General features: G+C 38.2%; 14 protein-coding genes and 1 pseudogene. 7 read left to right on the top strand and 8 right to left on the bottom strand.

The window, feature by feature from the left end; translation table 11 throughout:
• Nucleotides 1–130 precede the first annotated feature (130 nt).
• Nucleotides 131–2,986, bottom strand: coding sequence for an aminomethyl-transferring glycine dehydrogenase (gene gcvP / locus BLQ00_RS00600; protein ID WP_093139374.1), 2,856 nt, complete (start codon nucleotides 2,984–2,986; stop codon nucleotides 131–133).
• 129 nt (nucleotides 2,987–3,115) lie between these two features.
• Here gcvP and BLQ00_RS00595 point away from each other — a divergent pair, with 129 nt between their 5' ends.
• Nucleotides 3,116–3,937, top strand: a complete 822-nt coding sequence (locus tag BLQ00_RS00595; protein ID WP_093139372.1) for a UbiA prenyltransferase family protein — start codon at nucleotides 3,116–3,118, stop codon at nucleotides 3,935–3,937.
• Here the strand turns inward: BLQ00_RS00595 and BLQ00_RS00590 are convergent.
• The gene (locus BLQ00_RS00590; RefSeq protein ID WP_093139371.1) at nucleotides 3,929–4,171 is read right to left on the bottom strand and encodes a hypothetical protein; all 243 of its coding nucleotides are present in this window, start codon (nucleotides 4,169–4,171) and stop codon (nucleotides 3,929–3,931) included. The genes BLQ00_RS00595 and BLQ00_RS00590 overlap by 9 nt on opposite strands.
• A gap of 7 nt (nucleotides 4,172–4,178) precedes the next feature.
• Nucleotides 4,179–4,730, bottom strand: coding sequence for a sigma-70 family RNA polymerase sigma factor (locus BLQ00_RS00585; protein WP_093139369.1), 552 nt, complete (start codon nucleotides 4,728–4,730; stop codon nucleotides 4,179–4,181).
• A gap of 159 nt (nucleotides 4,731–4,889) precedes the next feature.
• Here BLQ00_RS00585 and BLQ00_RS00580 point away from each other — a divergent pair, with 159 nt between their 5' ends.
• Nucleotides 4,890–6,341 carry a M20/M25/M40 family metallo-hydrolase gene (locus BLQ00_RS00580; protein ID WP_093139368.1) on the top strand — a complete coding sequence of 484 codons (1,452 nt, stop codon included), beginning with the start codon at nucleotides 4,890–4,892 and terminating at the stop codon, nucleotides 6,339–6,341.
• 65 nt (nucleotides 6,342–6,406) lie between these two features.
• On the opposite strand, the gene BLQ00_RS00575 is transcribed toward BLQ00_RS00580, so the two are convergent.
• The 4 genes from BLQ00_RS00575 to BLQ00_RS00560 all read right to left on the bottom strand — a co-directional run bounded on the left by BLQ00_RS00575 (nucleotide 6,407) and on the right by BLQ00_RS00560 (nucleotide 11,014).
• Nucleotides 6,407–6,955, bottom strand: coding sequence for a sigma-70 family RNA polymerase sigma factor (locus BLQ00_RS00575; protein ID WP_308425262.1), 549 nt, complete (start codon nucleotides 6,953–6,955; stop codon nucleotides 6,407–6,409).
• A gap of 241 nt (nucleotides 6,956–7,196) precedes the next feature.
• Nucleotides 7,197–9,218, bottom strand: a complete 2,022-nt coding sequence (locus tag BLQ00_RS00570) for a M3 family metallopeptidase (RefSeq protein WP_093139366.1) — start codon at nucleotides 9,216–9,218, stop codon at nucleotides 7,197–7,199.
• Between the two features lie 122 nt (nucleotides 9,219–9,340).
• Nucleotides 9,341–9,826, bottom strand: coding sequence for a 5-(carboxyamino)imidazole ribonucleotide mutase (gene purE, locus BLQ00_RS00565; RefSeq protein ID WP_093139364.1), 486 nt, complete (start codon nucleotides 9,824–9,826; stop codon nucleotides 9,341–9,343).
• 30 nt (nucleotides 9,827–9,856) lie between these two features.
• A complete protein-coding gene (locus BLQ00_RS00560) occupies nucleotides 9,857–11,014 on the bottom strand; it encodes a 5-(carboxyamino)imidazole ribonucleotide synthase (RefSeq protein ID WP_093139363.1) in 1,158 nt (385 codons plus the stop codon).
• Nucleotides 11,015–11,109: 95 nt separating this feature from the next.
• Here BLQ00_RS00560 and BLQ00_RS00555 point away from each other — a divergent pair.
• The 5 genes and pseudogenes from BLQ00_RS00555 to BLQ00_RS00535 form a co-directional block, all read left to right on the top strand.
• Nucleotides 11,110–11,682, top strand: a pseudogene (locus BLQ00_RS00555) (adenylate kinase); the annotation flags it as partial.
• A 177-nt stretch (nucleotides 11,683–11,859) separates the two neighbouring features.
• Nucleotides 11,860–12,870 carry a GTPase ObgE gene (gene obgE / locus BLQ00_RS00550; protein WP_093139360.1) on the top strand — a complete coding sequence of 337 codons (1,011 nt, stop codon included), beginning with the start codon at nucleotides 11,860–11,862 and terminating at the stop codon, nucleotides 12,868–12,870.
• A gap of 152 nt (nucleotides 12,871–13,022) precedes the next feature.
• Nucleotides 13,023–13,562, top strand: coding sequence for a DUF4136 domain-containing protein (locus tag BLQ00_RS00545; RefSeq protein ID WP_093139358.1), 540 nt, complete (start codon nucleotides 13,023–13,025; stop codon nucleotides 13,560–13,562).
• Between the two features lie 40 nt (nucleotides 13,563–13,602).
• A complete protein-coding gene (locus tag BLQ00_RS00540) occupies nucleotides 13,603–14,559 on the top strand; it encodes a tetratricopeptide repeat protein (protein ID WP_093139357.1) in 957 nt (318 codons plus the stop codon).
• 193 nt (nucleotides 14,560–14,752) lie between these two features.
• A complete protein-coding gene (locus BLQ00_RS00535; RefSeq protein ID WP_093139355.1) occupies nucleotides 14,753–16,108 on the top strand; it encodes a UDP-N-acetylmuramate--L-alanine ligase in 1,356 nt (451 codons plus the stop codon).
• Between the two features lies 1 nt (nucleotide 16,109).
• Here BLQ00_RS00535 and BLQ00_RS00530 read toward each other — a convergent pair whose 3' ends face one another.
• Complete coding sequence (locus BLQ00_RS00530; RefSeq protein ID WP_093139354.1) at nucleotides 16,110–16,706, bottom strand: FMN-binding negative transcriptional regulator; 597 nt, start codon at nucleotides 16,704–16,706, stop codon at nucleotides 16,110–16,112.
• Nucleotides 16,707–16,733 lie beyond the last annotated feature (27 nt).

Below are 16,733 nucleotides of genomic sequence, written 5' to 3'. Positions count from 1 at the left end.
CGTTCTTTTGGGTATTATACAATTATTTGGTTAAATAACTAGAATTCTATAATGTAATTATTGTCGTTGCGCGTTATTTGATTAAAAAAAGACCCTTCCGTAGAAAGGTCTTTTAGTATAAAAAACAGTGCTATGCATTAGTTTCCATATACGCTTCAATAGGCTCGCAACTGCAAATTAAGTTACGGTCTCCAAAAGCGTCATCAACTCTACGTACAGTAGGCCAAAATTTATTTTCAGATACATACGCTAACGGAAAAGCAGCTTCTTGTCTAGAGTAAGGAAACTCCCAAGTGTCGCTAGTTACCATTGTTAAGGTATGTGGTGAATTTTTAAGAACATTGTTAGCATTGTCTTTCTCTGAAGCATCAATCTCTTTGCGAATCGATATCATAGCGTCACAAAAACGGTCTAACTCTGCCTTACTTTCACTTTCTGTTGGTTCAATCATTAATGTTCCTGCTACCGGAAACGAAACAGTTGGTGCGTGAAAACCATAATCCATTAATCGTTTTGCGATGTCAGTTACTTCAATTCCATTTTCTTTAAATGGACGACAATCTACAATCATTTCGTGTGCTGCACGACCGCGTTCTCCTGTGTATAATACATCAAAATGTCCGCTAAGACGTTCTTTAATATAGTTTGCGTTTAAAATAGCATATTGTGTCGATTTCTTTAAACCGTCAACACCAAGCATAGTGATGTATGCGTACGATATTAAACACACCAAAGAGCTTCCCCAAGGAGCAGCTGAAATTGCCGAAATAGCATTTTCTCCTCCAGTTTCAATGACTGGATTTGTTGGTAAAAACGGAACTAATTGTTTTGCAACACAAATTGGACCTACTCCTGGACCTCCACCACCGTGTGGAATTGCAAAGGTTTTGTGTAGGTTTAAGTGACAAACGTCTGCGCCAATAGCACCTGGATTTGTAAGGGCTACTTGTGCATTCATGTTTGCACCGTCCATATATACTTGTCCGCCGTTTTCGTGAATTAAACTTGTAACTTCTTTAATTGCCGATTCGTACACACCATGTGTCGAAGGGTATGTTACCATTAAACACGCTAAGTTGTCTTTGTGTAATGCTGCTTTTTCTCTTAAATCGTCAACATCAATATTTCCTTCAACAGTTGCTTTGGTAACAACTACTTTCATTCCAGCCATGACTGCACTTGCCGGATTTGTTCCGTGCGCAGAGGATGGGATTAGGCAAATATTTCTATGTGCATCACCGCGAGATTCGTGGTACGCTCTAATAACCATTAACCCTGCATACTCTCCTTGAGCCCCAGAGTTTGGTTGTAATGAAGTGCCTGCAAATCCAGTGATTTCAGTAAGTTGTTGTTCTAATTTTCTAAGCATCAATTGGTATCCTTCCGCTTGCGCAACAGGTACAAAAGGGTGCATGTTTCCCCATTGAGGGTCACTTAACGGAAGCATTTCAGCCGCAGCATTTAGTTTCATAGTACAAGATCCTAACGAAATCATAGAGTGATTTAACGATAAATCTTTACGCTCTAATTTTTTAATATAGCGCATCAATTCCGTTTCGCTGTGATACGAATTGAAAACCTCGTTGGTTAAAAAATCTGTTTTTCTGTTTACTTCCTTCGGAATTTTATTTCCAATAAGTAATTCAGTGATTTCTGAAGCTTCTTTTTGAGCAGCTTCGGCAAAAATGCGTACAATTCTATTAATGTCTTTTAACGTAGTTGTTTCATTTAAAGAAATAGAAACAGTCGCGTCGTCTGGATAGTAAAAGTTCACTTCATTGGCTTCAGCAATTGCTTTAATTTTTGAAGCTTCTGTTTTAATGGCAATGGTATCGAAATAGGTTTCGTTTGCTTGAAAGTATCCTAAGTTTTCCAATGAATCTGCCAACGTTACTGCCTTATTGTGCAATTTAGTCGCAATATCTTCTAAGCCTCTCGGACCGTGATATACGGCGTACATTCCAGCCATAACTGCAAGAAGTACTTGTGCAGTACATATGTTAGAGGTTGCTTTATCACGTTTAATATGCTGCTCACGAGTTTGAAGTGCCATACGCAAAGCACGATTGCCATCGGTATCTTTGGTAACTCCAATAATACGTCCTGGAATGCTACGTTTGTATTCGTCTTTAGTTGCGAAAAAGGCAGCGTGAGGGCCTCCATACCCTAATGGAATTCCGAAACGTTGAGTCGTTCCTACAACAACATCTACTCCAAAATTACCTGGCGATTCTAATTTTACCAAGCTTAAGATGTCGGCTGCAACCGCAACTTTAATTTGTGCATCTTTTGCTTTTGCAATAAACTCTTTATAATTATATACACGTCCAGTTTTTCCTGGATATTGAAGAATCATTCCGAAGAATTCCGAAGAAAAATCAAATGTTTCATGATTTCCAACGACTAATTCGATTCCTAAAGGCTGCGATCTAGTTTGTAATAGCGATAATGTTTGTGGTAATACTTCTTCAGAAACGAAGAATTTTACAACATTGTTTTTCTTTTGGTCGCGCTCTCTTACAGCGAATAATAATGCCATTGCTTCTGCAGCAGCAGTCGCTTCATCTAACAACGAAGCATTCGCAAGTTCCATACCTGTTAAATCGATAACCATGGTTTGGAAATTTAACAAGGCTTCTAATCTCCCTTGGGCGATTTCAGCTTGGTAAGGTGTATATGCAGTGTACCATCCCGGATTTTCAAGAATGTTACGTTGGATTACTGGAGGAGAGATGGATTGGTTGTATCCCAAACCAATATATGTTTTAAAAACTTTGTTTTTAGCTGCTAGCTCATTTATATGTTCTAGGTATTCATGTTCGCTTAAGGCTGGATCGAGGTTTAGTTCCTTCTGTAAACGAATATCGTCTGGAACAGTTTCGAAAATTAGTTGCTCCATCGAGTCAACTCCAACGGTTTTAAGCATTTCAGAAAGGTCGCTTCTACGAGGACCAATGTGACGTAAGGCAAAAGAATCTGTGTTCATTAATTTGCATTTGAAATTAGGGTGCAAAAATACGGTTTTTAATACTATTTTTTATTTTTTTAAAGAGAGTAAACGCAGTATTTTTCAACTAAAAAAGAAGGTTATGAACACTTTCGCTATTTTTACGCGATGAACCTCCTAAAACGCCTCTTTCGTTTTTATATAAATTCTAGCATTCATGTAGCTTTAGCTGTGGTTGCTTTGGTAGGGGTTACCGTAATGGAATACGACTTAGCAATTCCCTATTATTTGTTAGGTTTTGTGTTTTTTGGAACCATAACGGGGTATAATTTTGTGAAATATGCCGAAGTAGCGGGATTGCAGCATCGAAATTTGACAGATAGTTTAAAGACGATTCAGGTTTTTTCTTTTTTTTGCTTCGGAATATTACTCTTTTTTCTATTCCATCTTTCCGTTCACACATTGGTCATGGTAGGAGTTTTTGCAATGCTTACTTTTTTTTATGCGGTTCCCTTTCTGAAACATAAGAATTTAAGAACCTTTTCCGGATTAAAAATTTTTATCGTAGCAGTGGTTTGGGCGGGTGTTACCGTTTTTGTTCCCTTAGCAGCTTCAAAAGTGGAATTAACAACAGACGATTGGCTTACATTTGTACAACGCTTTTTTATCGTGGTAGCATTAATACTTCCGTTCGAAATACGCGATCTTCGGTACGATGTCACTGCTCTAAAAACCCTTCCGCAGCAAATAGGAATACGTAAAACGAAACTTTTTGGAGTCGTTTTATTGATGTTGTGTATTTTAGTAGAAGGTTTTAAGGATGTGCTTTCTTCAAACTATTTGTATAGCTTGTTGTTTGTGTGTTTGCTAATAGGAGTATTGTTAATTGCTTCGAAAAAAAAACAAACGAGGTATTTTGCTTCTTTTTGGGTGGAGAGTGTACCTATTTTTTGGTGGGGACTTTTCGTTGTATTAGAAAGCTTATTTTGATAATTGTTGCCTAATTTGCTCTTTCATCACTTCTTTTTGTTCCTTCGGAAGGATTTGCGGTTTCGATTTTTTTATTGCCTTGGTGAGTTTGGTGTTCCTAGATGAATACCCGCGACAATTGGCGCAAAAAAGTTTATGCGTCAATAACTTAATTTTCTCAAATATAGTTGCTTCGCTATATTGAGCTTTGTCACATTTGTGACCTGCTTCTTCACAGTTTATAAATAGCTTCATATCTTTTTTAAAACCAATTTTCTTCTAAACAATCGGCCATCGATTTTCTTGCGCGATGAATGATTACCCATAGATTAGACGCAGTAATATTGAATTCATTACAAATAGCTTCAGTTTCAAAACCTTCTATGGTTTTCATTTTAAAAATGGTCGCTTGTTTTTCATTTAACTTACCTAAACAATTTAAAATTGCCAATCCTAACTCTTCATTTTCCATAGTGTCTTCAGCAGTTTTGTCAAAAGGGTCGCTTACGCGTTCTTCTAACCAATCTCCTTCCGAATCTTCATCAGAATAGTTCATTCTAACTTCCGCTTTTCCTTTTCGGGAGTTAATTTTACGATAGTGGTCTATCACTTTTCGCTTTAAAATCGAAATCAACCACGTTCTTTCAGAAGCTTCCCCTTTAAAATTCGCCTTCGATTTAAGTGCTGCTAAAAATGTTTCTGAAACTATATCTTGCGCTATTTCGTGGTCATTAACTCGCGTAATAGTATAGTTATATAGGTAGTCCGAATATCGATCTACCCAAGTTTCAGGGAATAATTTTTCTGAAGACATAGTTTTTCTTCTGATGATTTTTTTCAAAAATAGGAAAGTTTTGCCTAGAATAATCGAAAAGTTTCAGTTTCTATCGTCTCTAAAAGGTTAAATAGTTCTAAATTTGAGCATGGCTTTTATTAAAAAACTACATTTATAGCTCCTTACACAGAAACAATTATGAAAAAAAACAAACTCTTTACACTTATTCTTGCTTTTGGTTTTGCACTTACAGTTTATGCCCAGGAAACCGAAAATTTTTACGCAACAATGGCATTGCAAGATGCTTTAGAACTTAAAAATGATCTCCCCGATGAGGTTGAAATCTTAGAGAAATACAGAAATGAAGCAGCCGTTTATATGTCTCCAGAAGCAGGGCACTACGTGCATGACAAAGTATTGGTGCACGGACCGGGATATATTTTTAAAGCCAACAAAGAGGCGGCTATAGCTGCTATTAAAAGAGGAAATATTGAGAGTAGAGGAGCTTTAATGGCGTATACTATCACAGAAGATGCATTTGTAAACCAAGCATTGGATGTTATTAATACACAAAATATTGAAGATCATATTTTAGAATTAGAGGCCTACGGTACACGTTACCACAACAGAGCTTCTGCAACCCAAGCTGCAGTCGATTTAAAAGCAAAATGGGAAGCAATGGCAGCGTCGTATGGTAGAACAGACGTAAGTGTGCGTTTGTTTAATCACGTAAATACGCAAATGCCATCTGTAATTATGACCATTGAAGGAGCCGAAATTCCTGACGAATATGTAATCGTAGGAGGACATTTAGATTCTACCTCTAATCAAGGAAATAACGATGCACCAGGAGGAGATGACGATGCTTCAGGGATCGCAACCATTACAGAAGCAACGCGTGCGTTATTCGAAATTGGGTTTACTCCAAAAAGAACTATCGAGGTAATGGCGTATGCAGCCGAAGAAATTGGATTGGTAGGATCTGAAGAAATTGCACAAGAGTACAGTTCAAATAATGTTAACGTAACATCAGTAGTACAATTTGATATGACCAATTATAATGGTTCTGCAAATGACATTTCTTTTATTACCGATTATACAAATTCTGAATTGAACGGATATTTAATGCAACTTTTAGATCATTATAACGCTGCGGGTTCTCATCAAGTAACATACGCAACATCTCTATGTAATTATGGATGTTCAGATCACGCTAGTTGGAACAATGAAGGATATAAAGCTTCTTTTCCTTTTGAAGCTAACTTTGGCGATCACAATCCGAATATCCACACAGCAAGTGACACCTTTGCTGTTTCTGGAACCGCTACACATGCAACAAAATTCACAAAATTATGTGTTGAGTATTTAATTGAAGCTTCCAAAAGTTATTTGCTATCTGTAGATGATACGCAAGCATCTACTGTTTTTGTAGCAGTGAATACTACAACATTAACGTACGATGTTACCGCTGCAACAAAAAGCTTTGAGCATATAGCATTGGTTGATATGCAAGGAAAGCAAGTGTTTGAAGCAACGCTTACTGAAACAAAAGGAACTCTTTCTTTACAAGAATTGCCTTCTGGAGTGTATGTAGCAACATTACGTACAGATGGAAAAGATTCTGTTTCAAAGAAAATAATCGTAGAGTAACGATTTTAAACTAAATTACTTGCTAAAATTACATCAGTTAATTCTCATGACGAAAGTTGTGAGAATTAATTTTTTATGGCTGTTTCTTGGTGCGGATACGAACAGTTCGATTCTCCAACGAGTTTTCCTTCATCATTGAGGTCAAACTTGCAGCATTCGTTAAAGTTTTTAGTTAAAATCGCTTTTGATCGTCGTATTCGGGCTTTCACATTTGCAATACTTATTCCGAGTAATTCGGCAGCTTCCGCTTGTTTTTTGCCTTTTAGATAGACCAAGTCTATAACTTCGTTGTATTCTTTAGGTAAGTTCGTTACAAACCGCTCAAAACAACATAGCTCTTCGTAGTTTTCAGTAGTGGTAATGGCGTCTAAATTCGATTTGTGAACGGTTTTTGATTCCGCTTTGAAGTAATTTATAATTTCATTGCGAGCTATTTGAAACGTCCACGCTTTTGCTTTTTCGACATCCTTCAACTGCGCTATATTGAGATGAATTTTCAGAAAAGAATTTTGTAAAATTTCATTAGCAGCGTCTTTGTCTTTCACCTTTTTCAGAATAAAAAAGTACACTTGCGTATTGAATCTATTCCATAATGTGCTTGTTTCAATATTCATAAAACGATTTTTTAAAGGTTGACCCAAAAGCCAACCTTTGTATTTAGCAACACGTACAGTTTTTACATTCACATTTCGTGCACGGACACTTGCTTTCTAAACAGTTTCCGCAGTTACAATTTGTGCATTCGCAGTTTGTGCATTGACAATTTTTCATAGGAATAAAATTTAAAGTTCAATAAGTAGACTTTAAATTCCTTAAAAGGATACACGTTTTTTTATTTTTTCTGAATATTATCTTTTAATCTATAAGTCCAGCGCGTTTCAACAAGGCATCTGGATTTGGTTTTTGTCCGCGAAACTGAACATACAACTCCATAGGGTCTTGCGTTCCTCCTTGTGAAAGCACAAAGTTTTTAAATTTATCGGCTACTTTCTTATTGAAAATACCTTCTTGTTTAAAATATGCAAACGCATCGGCATCTAGTACTTCGGCCCATTTATAACTGTAATAACCAGCCGAATACCCGCCTTGAAAAATATGAGAAAACGAAGTGCTCATACAGTTTTCCGCAACATCAGGATACAAGCTTGTATGTTCGAAGGCCGCTTTTTCAAACGCTTTTACATCTTCTATAGTTGTTGGGTCTGCACCATGCCACGCCATATCTAACAAGCCAAAACTCAACTGACGCAAGGTTTGCATTCCTTCGTGAAACGTAGCAGAGTCTTTAATCTTTTCTACCAATTCCATCGGAATTACTTCGCCTGTTTCGTAATGCGTCGCAAACAACTCTAACGTCTCTTTTTCATAACACCAGTTCTCTAAAATCTGACTCGGAAGCTCCACAAAATCCCAAAATACACTAGTTCCGCTTAATCCTTTATAGGTTGTGTTGGCAAGCATACCGTGTAAGGCATGTCCAAACTCGTGAAACAAAGTAGTAACCTCGTTAAAGGTTAGTAAAGAAGGCTTGCTAGCTGTTGGTTTTGTGAAATTGCAAACAATAGAAACGTGTGGTCTGTCGTTTACACCGTCTTTAATTTGTTGCGGTTTAAAGGATGTCATCCAAGCACCGCCTCTTTTCCCTGCTCTTGGGTGGAAGTCGGCGTAAAAGATAGCAACGAGTTCACCTTCGGCGTCAGTTACGCGATAGGTTTTTACATCTGCATGGTATTTGTCAATATCTTGAACCTCTTCGAATGAAAGTCCGTAGAGTTTTTGAGCCACTGTAAATACCCCGTTAATCACATTTTTAAGTTCAAAATAAGGTTTTAGTTTCTCGTCGTCTAAGTCGAATAACTTCTGCTTCAATTTTTCAGCATAATAGCCACTGTCCCATTTTTGAAGTTGGTCAATACCGTCTAATTCTTTAGCAAAAGCTTCAAGTTCACTAAATTCTTTTTCGGCAGCAGGTTTTGCTTTTTCTAACAATTCATTTAAGAAAGAAATGACATGTTGTGGTTTTTCAGCCATGCGCTCTTCCAATACGAAATGTGCGTGACTTTCATAGCCTAATAATTTAGCTCTTTGGAAACGTAATTTTGCGATTTGTAATACGTTTTTTTGGTTGTCTGATGCGTTGTTTTGAAATGCCTTTGCGCCAAATGCCAAGGACATTTTTTTCCGAAGTTCGCGAGAATCGGCATAGGTCATAAATGGAATGTAGCTAGGATAATCTAGAGTAAACATCCAACCTTCTTTGCCTTTTTCTTTTGCGGTTTGGGCAGCGGCTTCTTTCGCACCTTCAGGCAATCCGGAAAGGTCTTTTTCATCCGTTAGTAGCATCTCGAAAGCATTTGTTTCGGCCAATACATTCTCGCCAAACGTAAGTTTCAGCTTTGCTAATTCGGTATCGATTTTACGTAAGGTCGCTTTCTTTTCTTCAGAAAGATTTGCACCGTTTCGAGAAAAACCTTTGTACTGTTTTTCAAGTAACATTTGCTGTTCGCCCGTCAAAGTAAGTTGGTCTTTTGAATTGAAAACTTCTTTTACCCTTGCGAATAAGGCTTCATTCAGCAATAAATCATTTTGAAAGTCGGTCAATAGCGGTGATATTTCTTGTGCTATTTTCTGAATTTCGTCATTGGTTTCGGCGCTATTCAGATTGAAAAATATACTAGTCACACGATCTAATTGCATACCTGTATTTTCTAAGGCTTCTACAGTGTTGCTGAAAGTTGGTGCTTCCGGATTAGAAGCAATTGCTTCCACTTCAGCTTTGGTCGTCTCGATAAGCGATTGTATAGCGGGTAAAAAATGCTCGTTTTTAATGCTTGAAAATGGAGCGGTATTGAAAGGTGTTAATAAGATGTTTTTCATAATGTTTAATTTTCAAATGTCAGTCTGTTATCTGCTGTCTGATCGAGCGCAGTCGAGACCTCTTCTTGAGTAGGTTTAAAATTAGAATGTGTTTAATTTCTGCATTCTATTTTAGCATGTGCTTACTTTTTCATTTGTCTAGCACCTTCTTCTACCTTCATTTTTAGCCCTTCTTTGTAGGCTAAAATTTTATCTAACACACATTTGTCTGCAGATCCAATGATTTGTGCGGCTAGAATCCCAGCATTTTTTGCGCCATTTAAGGCAACGGTTGCTACAGGAACACCGCCAGGCATTTGCAAAATAGAAAGGATAGAATCCCATCCATCGATAGAATTGCTCGATTTTACGGGAACACCAATTACAGGTAAGGGTGATAATGACGCAATCATTCCTGGTAAGTGGGCAGCGCCACCAGCGCCCGCAATAATGACAGAAATACCTCTTGTGTGGGCGTTTTTCCCGTAGTCATAAAGCTTGTCGGGTGTGCGATGTGCCGAAACAATATCGACTTCAACTTCAATGTCAAATCCTCTTAAAATTTCAACAGCGTCTTGCATAACTGGCAAATCGCTTGTGCTTCCCATAATGATTCCTACTTTCGACATATATATATTTTTAACGTTGGTGTGTTGTGATTACTCACTTATTACTTGAATGGTTTTTTTTACTTTTTCGGCAATTTTTCTGGCTTCGGAAAGATCCTCGTTCACAATGGTAACGTGCCCCATTTTACGAAATGGACGCGTTTCTTTTTTTCCGTAGATGTGTGGTGTAACACCCTCCATCGCCATAATTTCTTCAATGTTTTTGTAAAGAACAGGTCCGGTATGTCCTTCGGCGCCCACAAGGTTCACCATAATTCCGCCCGCTTTGCTATCTGTTTTTCCTAAGGGTAAATTTAGAATCGCACGAATGTGCTGCTCAAATTGATTGGTATAACTAGCTTCAATGGTTTGGTGTCCGCTATTATGTGGTCTTGGAGCCACTTCGTTTACAATAATGTCGTCGTCTTCCGTTTGAAATAATTCAACCGCAAGTAATCCTACATGTTTAAATGTTTGAGAAACGTTGGTCGCAATGTCACGCGCTTTTTCAGCAACAGCAGCATCGATTCGTGCCGGACAAATAACATACTCCACCTGATTGGCTTCTGGATGAAATTCCATCTCCACCACAGGATATGTTTTTACCTCTCCTTTGGGGTTGCGTGCTACTATCACTGCCAATTCATTTTTGAAAGGAATTAGTTTTTCAGCAATGCACTCCACATCGGGCAGCGGAATAATATCTTCGGCATCTCTAATAATACTGACGCCTTTTCCGTCGTAACCGCCTGTGCAACTTTTCCAAACGAAGGGATAGTGAAACTCTTTTCTTACGATGGCTTCATTCAGCTCGTTTTTATTTTGAAACACTTTAAAAGGAGCGGTCGGAATTTTATGTTCTTTATAAAACTGCTTTTGCGTTCCTTTATTTTGAATGTTCCGTAGCGTTTTTGACGACGGATAAACCTTTTTTCCCTCTGCTTCAAGTTGTTCTAATGCTTCAATATTTACATTTTCTATCTCGAAGGTGAGGACGTCTACCTTTTTTCCGAAGTGATACACGGTGTCGTAATCTAATAAGTCACCTTGTGTAAAATCATCGCAGGCAATGCGGCAAGGCGCATCAGCACTAGGATCTAAGACATTTGTTTTGATGTCAAATTTACGAGTTTCGTAAAGCATCATCTTGCCCAATTGGCCACCACCAAGGATTCCAAGGGTAAAGTTTGAAGAAAAATAATTAGCCATACTACAAAGGTACAATCTTCTTTGCAATTGTTATCTTTGCACTTTTATTTATGTGCCGATTTTTAACATCATTATTCAGAACTAAAAGTAAACGAATGAAAAACATCGTATTATTTGGCCCTCCAGGAGCAGGGAAAGGAACACAAGCAGAAGTCTTAAAGCAAAAATACCAACTGGTTCATATCTCTACGGGAGATGTGTTTCGTTACAATATTAAAAACGAAACAGAATTAGGAACCTTGGCAAAGTCGTATATGGACAAAGGACATTTAGTCCCTGATGAGGTTACAATCAATATGCTGAATGCTGAAGTGGAGAAAAATACAGATGCAAATGGTTTTATATTTGATGGTTTTCCACGTACAGCTGCACAAGCAGAAGCTTTGGCGGTGTTGATGGAAGAAAAGAAATCACAAATAAATGCAATGGTTGCGTTAGAAGTTGATGATGAGATTTTGGTTGGACGTCTTTTAGAGCGTGGAAAATCAAGTGGAAGAGCAGACGATGCCAATGAAGCAGTCATTAGAGAACGTATTGCCGAATACTATAGAAAAACTGATATTTTAAAAGAGTTTTATCAAAATCAAGATAAATATTTTGGTGTTGACGGTGTAGGAAGTATTGAAGACATTACAGAACGTTTGAGTGCTGTAATCGATCAATTGTAGGGCGTTCCCTGCTACGCTTTTCGTGCCTCAAAACTACGAAGGGCCGGGCTTTCGGCTGTATCTCTCCATCCCTGCGCGAGCAGCAATGGCGAGGATGCCACCTCTATCCCTAACGCATTAAATAAACGCGTTGAATAATTAATTATAATAAGAATCCCGCCCGCGCGGGAAATAGATATGACTGAAGGAAATTTTGTAGACTACGTTAAAATTCATGTGACATCCGGAAAAGGAGGGCAAGGAAGTGCGCATTTACGCAGAGAGAAATACATCCCTAAAGGAGGTCCTGATGGAGGAGATGGTGGTCGTGGAGGTCATATTATTATCAAAGCAGATAAAAATTTATGGACTTTGTTCCATTTAAAATTTAAGCGTCACTTTAGAGCCGATCACGGATTGCCAGGAAGCAAGCAAACCAGTACAGGAGCCGATGGTGGCGACGTGTATGTAGATGTGCCTTTGGGTACGGTTGTGAGAGATACAGAAACACAAGAGATTTTATTTGAGTTAACCGAAGATGGTGAAGAGCGTATTTTAGCAGAAGGTGGTAAAGGAGGTCGCGGAAACGCACATTTCAAATCGTCTACCAATCAAACCCCTCGGTATGCACAACCCGGAATTGACGGTCAAGAATTAGATTTCACATTAGAACTTAAAATATTAGCAGATGTAGGTTTGGTAGGATTCCCAAATGTGGGGAAATCGACCTTATTGTCTGTGATTACCGCTGCAAAACCTAAAATTGCAGATTACGAATTTACAACACTAAAGCCCAATCTTGGGATTGTAGAATACCGCGATCACCGTACGTTTGTGATGGCAGATATTCCAGGAATTATTGAAGGTGCTGCTGAAGGTAAAGGAATTGGACATCGTTTTTTACGTCATATCGAACGTAATTCGACACTTCTGTTTTTAATTCCAGCTGATGCAAAAGACATTAAAGAGCAATACGACATTTTACTAGACGAATTGAAACGGTACAATCCAGAATTATTGGACAAGGAGCGTTTGGTGGCTATTTCGAAAAGCGATATGCTGGACGATGAGCTAAAAGCAGAAATGAAAGAAGTATTGGACGAAGAGTTTCATAACATTCCATACCTGTTTTTCTCTTCTGTAGCACAACAAGGCCTTATGGAGTTGAAAGACAAGCTTTGGGAAATGTTGAACAAAGAGACTGAGTAAGTAGTAAGGGTTTACCTTATTAAATCAGAATAGTTTAAGGAGTCATTAGCAAGAAAATTGTTAAAGAATAATAAAATCCAATCTGCTGGCTTGCTTTTTGCGTACATTTAAATAGCTGCCCATTTGGTGGTTCTTTAAAATGTAAATAGCGCATGCAATACCTAAAAAAATACGGAATTATACTATTGGTCTCAGTCGTTTTAGCTTCTTGTGGAGCTTCAGTAGCGGTAGATTATGATAAAGAAGTAACCTTTTCAGAATACACTTCCTATAATTTTTATCCAGATATAAAGTCAGGATTAAACCAATTAGACGACAAACGCATCATGCGTGTCATGGACAGCGTGCTTCAGCAAAAAGGATTTATAAAATCGGAAGCGCCGCAATTATTGGTGAACTTTTACGCCAAGGAAACAGTTTCCAACTCTAGAAACACCTTGGGAATTGGAGTTGGAGGAGGTGGTGGTGCTGTTGGAGTAGGGGTAAGCGGCGGAATCCCAATTGGAGGTCGTGTGATAAACCAAGCCTTGACCATCGATTTTGTAGCAGCTTCCAACGACGCATTAATCTGGCAAGCCATTGCCGACGGTGAACTCAAAGAAAAAGCAAACCCCAAACAACGAGAAGCGTATTATGAAGCCGTTGTTTCAAAAGTCCTAAAAGAATATCCGCCAGAACAAGAAAGTAATTAAATTTGATGTCTTTTTCATCTCTTAATAAATCAAATTATTTATGAAATATATTCTGTGTCTTTTTTTGTTCGTATCCGGAACTAGCTTTTCGCAAGATACCTTTCAGAAAGCAGTAGATTATTACCAAAAAGAAAAATTTAAAGAAGCAAGGCCTTTGTTTCAAGAGTATTTAAACTCTCATCCTAACGATGCAAAAACGCGAGAATACTTAGGCGATATTGCAGGCTATATGGATGAGTGGGACACCGCTATCGAATTCTTTGAATCTTTAGTTTCCGAAGAAAAAAACAATGCAAATTATCAATTTAAATACGGAGCTGCTTTAGGAATGAAGGCCCTTAGTATTAGTAAAATTCGTGCTGTAACCTACATTGGAGACATCCGAGATGCTTTCGAAACGTCTGCCAAGCTAGATCCCAATCACATTGATGTTCGTTGGGCATTGGTCGAATTTTATATTCAGTTGCCCGGAATTGTTGGAGGAAGTGAGGCGAAAGCGATTAAGTTTGCAAACGAGCTCGGAAAAGTGTCGGCAGTAGATGGTTTTTTAGCAAATGGTTACATCGCCGAGTATAGCGATCGCCCAAAAGATGCTGAGGTTTTTTATAAAAAAGCTATTAAAGCTGGAGGTTCGCCACATACCTACGAAAAACTGGCTACCCTTTATGAAAATAATAATCAGCCCAAACAAGCTATTGAAACCGCTTCAAAATCATTACGGATCCACAAGCGGAATCAATTAAATTACCAAATTGGTAAAATTGCAGCACAGTACAATTTAGAACTCGATTTTGGAGTGAAGTGCTTGCAAGCTTACATTCAAAATCATTCGGTGAAAGACGGCGTGCCATTAGATTGGGCGTATTATCGTTTGGCGCAGATTTATAAAAATCAGGGCGATAAACATCAAGCTATTACATGGATTGATAAGGCCTTGAAAAACAGACCTGATTTTAAAGAAGCATTACAAGAGAGGCAGCATATTCTTTCGTTGTAATATTTGTGCCTTCCCCATTCCCAATGAATCGGGAACGCGTCGGGCCTGCCTGCTCGGCAGAGGCAGGCTTTTGGCTGTAGTTTTGCCGTGCAAAAGCTAGCTGCCGCAATCCCTATTGCGAGTTAAATTCAATATCTTTACAAAAATAAGTACAGACGTTCTACAACGTCCATTCGAATAAAAAAACGGAATAATGCGTATACATTTTATTGCCATTGGCGGAAGCGCTATGCACAACTTGGCATTGGCACTACATCTTAAAGGAGATCACGTAACAGGAAGCGACGACGAAATTTTTGAACCTTCAAAAGGGCGTCTCGATGCCAAAGGGTTACTTCCAGATGCATTTGGATGGTTTCCAGAGAAAATTACAACCGATATAGATGCTATTATTCTAGGGATGCACGCAAAGGCAGACAATCCGGAATTGCTAAAGGCAAAAGAATTAGGATTGACGATTTATTCGTACCCAGAATTTTTATACGAACAGTCAAAACACAAAACACGAGTTGTGATTGGTGGTTCCCACGGAAAAACAACCATTACTTCTATGATTTTGCACGTGATGCATTATCACGATAGAGAAGTAGATTATATGGTGGGTGCCCAGTTAGAAGGTTTCGATGTGATGGTAAAACTCACAGACGATAATGATTTTATCGTTTTAGAAGGTGATGAATATTTATCGTCACCCATTGATAGACGTCCGAAGTTTCATTTGTACAAACCGAACATTGCCTTGCTAAGCGGAATTGCTTGGGATCATATTAATGTGTTTCCTACGTATGAAAACTACGTGGAGCAATTTGATATTTTTCTAAACCAAATTACCAACGGCGGAGCGATTATTTACAACGAAGAAGATTCCGAAGTAAAAAGAGTGGTGGAAGATTCTACTAGTCTCATAAAAAAATATCCGTACCAAACTCCAAGTTATACCGTTGTGGACGGAGAGACATTGTTAGATACGCCAGAAGGCCCTATGCCTATTGAAGTATTTGGGAAACACAATTTAAACAACTTAGAAGGAGCACGTTGGATTTGTCAGTTGATGGGGGTAGATGCAGCCGACTTTTATGAAGCTATCGCAACTTTTAAAGGAGCTAGCAAACGGTTAGAGAAAATAGCAGAAACCAAAACTGCTGTTGCTTATAAAGATTTTGCGCATTCGCCAAGCAAAGTAAAAGCAACGACAGAAGCTGTTAAAAGTCAATTTCCAGATCGGAAGTTAATTGCTTGTTTGGAATTGCATACCTACAGTAGTTTGAACCCGGAATTTTTATCGCAATACAAAGGAGCATTGGATGCTGCAGATAGTGCAGTAGTATTCTACTCTCCACATGCAGTTATGATTAAACAATTGGAAGAGATTAAAACAGAGCAAATTGATGCAGCTTTTGATAGAGACGATTTAATTGTATTTACCAATCCTGCCGATTTTAAAACCTATTTATATTCACAAGAATATGAGAATACCTCACTGCTTTTAATGAGTAGTGGAAATTACGGAGGTTTGGATTTTGATACCGTGAAGGAATATATTAAGTAAATTAACGATACATATTTTCAATAAATCCGGTGATATCCTCACCGGATTTTTTTATGAGTTCTTGTTTGGCATGTTCATAATCTTTAGGATTCTTGTCTTGCGATAACTTAAACTTTCCTTCCCAGTTTGTAATGGTAATGTCAAATGCTTGTATGTAATTTATAAATCGGTCCATTCTAGGGTCATCTTTCTCCAACACAAATTTCTGAGTAGTTCCTTCTAAAAACTCTGTCATAGCAACCATGGTTTCTTTAGCCGCTTCAGGGTCGTTAATTAATGTGATGGTTCCTGTAACATGCACGATAATATAGTTCCAAGTGGGGAGTTGCTTCGTGGTGTAAATACTAGGTGAAATGTAGGTGTCCGGACCTTTAAAAACAACGGTGACTTCGGCGCCATCTTGTAAAGTTGCTAATTGCGGATTAGAGGCATCAATATGTGCTACTAGTTTGCCTGTTTGCTCATTGTAAACGATAGGAATGTGTGTTATGTAAGGTGTCCCTTCTTTTGCTGAAATTAACATGCCTAATGGATACTGTTTGATAACAGCAATCATTTTTTGAAGGTCTTCAGACTGATGGTGTGGAGGTGGATACATTTATACGCTTTCTTTGTAATATAAGTG

The sequence above is a fragment of the Ulvibacter litoralis genome, from assembly GCF_900102055.1.
Classification (GTDB): domain Bacteria; phylum Bacteroidota; class Bacteroidia; order Flavobacteriales; family Flavobacteriaceae; genus Ulvibacter; species Ulvibacter litoralis.
This window is presented reverse-complemented; position numbering and strand designations above follow the sequence as displayed.

What these genes read in the sequence shown, in the direction of transcription:
- BLQ00_RS00570 (WP_093139366.1), bottom strand. Translation starts at nt 9,218, where the DNA reads ATGAAAAACATCTTATTAACACCTTTCAATACCGCTCCATTTTCAAGC.
- BLQ00_RS00535 (WP_093139355.1), top strand. Translation starts at nt 14,753, where the DNA reads ATGCGTATACATTTTATTGCCATTGGCGGAAGCGCTATGCACAACTTG.
- BLQ00_RS00590 (WP_093139371.1), bottom strand. Translation starts at nt 4,171, where the DNA reads ATGAAGCTATTTATAAACTGTGAAGAAGCAGGTCACAAATGTGACAAA.
- BLQ00_RS00575 (WP_308425262.1), bottom strand. Translation starts at nt 6,955, where the DNA reads ATGAATATTGAAACAAGCACATTATGGAATAGATTCAATACGCAAGTG.
- obgE (WP_093139360.1), top strand. Translation starts at nt 11,860, where the DNA reads ATGACTGAAGGAAATTTTGTAGACTACGTTAAAATTCATGTGACATCC.
- BLQ00_RS00560 (WP_093139363.1), bottom strand. Translation starts at nt 11,014, where the DNA reads ATGGCTAATTATTTTTCTTCAAACTTTACCCTTGGAATCCTTGGTGGT.
- BLQ00_RS00545 (WP_093139358.1), top strand. Translation starts at nt 13,023, where the DNA reads ATGCAATACCTAAAAAAATACGGAATTATACTATTGGTCTCAGTCGTT.
- BLQ00_RS00530 (WP_093139354.1), bottom strand. Translation starts at nt 16,706, where the DNA reads ATGTATCCACCTCCACACCATCAGTCTGAAGACCTTCAAAAAATGATT.
- BLQ00_RS00580 (WP_093139368.1), top strand. Translation starts at nt 4,890, where the DNA reads ATGAAAAAAAACAAACTCTTTACACTTATTCTTGCTTTTGGTTTTGCA.
- BLQ00_RS00595 (WP_093139372.1), top strand. Translation starts at nt 3,116, where the DNA reads ATGAACCTCCTAAAACGCCTCTTTCGTTTTTATATAAATTCTAGCATT.
- purE (WP_093139364.1), bottom strand. Translation starts at nt 9,826, where the DNA reads ATGTCGAAAGTAGGAATCATTATGGGAAGCACAAGCGATTTGCCAGTT.
- BLQ00_RS00540 (WP_093139357.1), top strand. Translation starts at nt 13,603, where the DNA reads ATGAAATATATTCTGTGTCTTTTTTTGTTCGTATCCGGAACTAGCTTT.
- gcvP (WP_093139374.1), bottom strand. Translation starts at nt 2,986, where the DNA reads ATGAACACAGATTCTTTTGCCTTACGTCACATTGGTCCTCGTAGAAGC.
- BLQ00_RS00585 (WP_093139369.1), bottom strand. Translation starts at nt 4,730, where the DNA reads ATGTCTTCAGAAAAATTATTCCCTGAAACTTGGGTAGATCGATATTCG.